Here is a 1508-nt window from a genome sequence, read left to right on the forward strand (position 1 = left end):
CGTGAACACATGGAGTAATCGCGGGAGCGCGATTCGCCGTCAGCCACATGTGTGCTTGGATTTAGAAGTTGGCTGCTCCCCGATAAGATGGAGAAACGGGCTCTCGATTGGAACCGGGCCCAAACATCGAAAGGAGAACAGCCGTGGCGCAATATATAGGCTTGGACGTTTCGCTTAAAGACACTTTTGTCTCAGTTCGCGAGGATGGCCGGCGGATCTGGCGGGGTAAATGCCCGTCTGATCCAAGATTGCTTTCTGAGGTGATCCGCAAGCGCGCGCCTGAAGCGATGCGGATCGTATTCGAAACCGGGCCCTTGTCGATCTGGTATTATCACGAACTCACAGCGGCTGGGCTGCCAGCCATCTGCATAGATGCTCGCCAGGCAAAGAAGGGGCTCGATATGGCGCGGAACAAGACCGATGCTAACGATGCCGATGGTCTCGCCCATTTGGCCGAGGCTGCCTTCTACAGAGAGGTTCGCGTGAAGGGCTACGACAGTATGCTCGTTCGCACGTTGGTAACGGCTCGGACCCAGCTACTGAAGATGCAGCTCCAGCCGTCCAACCAGATCCGAGGGCTGATGAAAACATTCGGGCTGATCGTCCCCAAGGGCGCCGGGCGTGTGTTCGACGGCCACGTCTGCGAGCTGACTGCATCCCATTCTACGTTGGAAAAAATCATTCTCCCGCTTCTTGCGGTATGGCGAGAATTACGCGCCAAGACCGCCAGTCTGACCAAGCAACTCGCTGACTCTGCCCGACAGAGCGAGCAGTGTGAGCTGCTCATGTCGATACCTGGAGTTGGTATGGTGACCGCTTGCTCGTTTGTCGCCGCAATCGAGGATCCAAATAACTTTCCCCGATCCCGATCGGTCGGCGCCTGGCTTGGTCTCACCACCAAGCGCTATCAATCAGGTGAGGTTGACTATGACGGACATATCTCACGGCGAGGTGACAGCCATCTGCGCAGCCTGCTTTACGAGGCGGCGACCGTTATCCTCACCCGCGCCCATGCCGACAGCGAATTGCGCCGCTGGGGTCTTAAGCTCAGGGAGAAGATCGGCTTCAAGCGCGCCGCGACCGCGGTGGCCCGCAAATTGTCGGTCATCATGCATGCCATGCTGAAGTCTGGCGAACTTTTCGATCGGTCACCGGTGGCGGCTGCCTGATCAAACTGAAAAGGAAGTAGCCTCTATCCTGCTCGAGATCGCGTCGTCAGTCAGTTCGACGCGAGAGACGTCCCTGCCGGGGCGTGGACAGGATCATTCCGTTCCACGTCTTGCAACTGCTCCTCGCGAGCAGATTGCGGTGAACACATTGGAAGATCCCGGCCCGCGAATTTCCAACCTGCGGCGACATGTCTCGACCGCGCAAACGACCCTGCACCCGGCATACTCTCGCGGAAATCTTGAGCATTCGCTTGAATATAATGGCGGGCCTCAGCCATGCAACGATCACCTATGCGTTGGGGGCTTGACGAAGGAGGTGCGATTAAACGACCGACGTGG

Annotated in this window: 1 protein-coding gene; it reads left to right on the forward strand. The window is 57.7% G+C overall.

What is annotated here, in order from left to right; translation table 11 throughout:
• Nucleotides 1–143: 143 nt before the first annotated feature.
• Complete coding sequence (locus B9A23_RS22065) at nucleotides 144–1169, forward strand: IS110 family RNA-guided transposase (RefSeq protein WP_084281546.1); 1026 nt, start codon at nucleotides 144–146, stop codon at nucleotides 1167–1169.
• The last annotated feature ends 339 nt before the right edge of the window (nucleotides 1170–1508 follow it).

Origin of the sequence: Novosphingobium sp. B1, from assembly GCF_900176395.1 — a bacterium.
Classification (GTDB): domain Bacteria; phylum Pseudomonadota; class Alphaproteobacteria; order Sphingomonadales; family Sphingomonadaceae; genus Novosphingobium.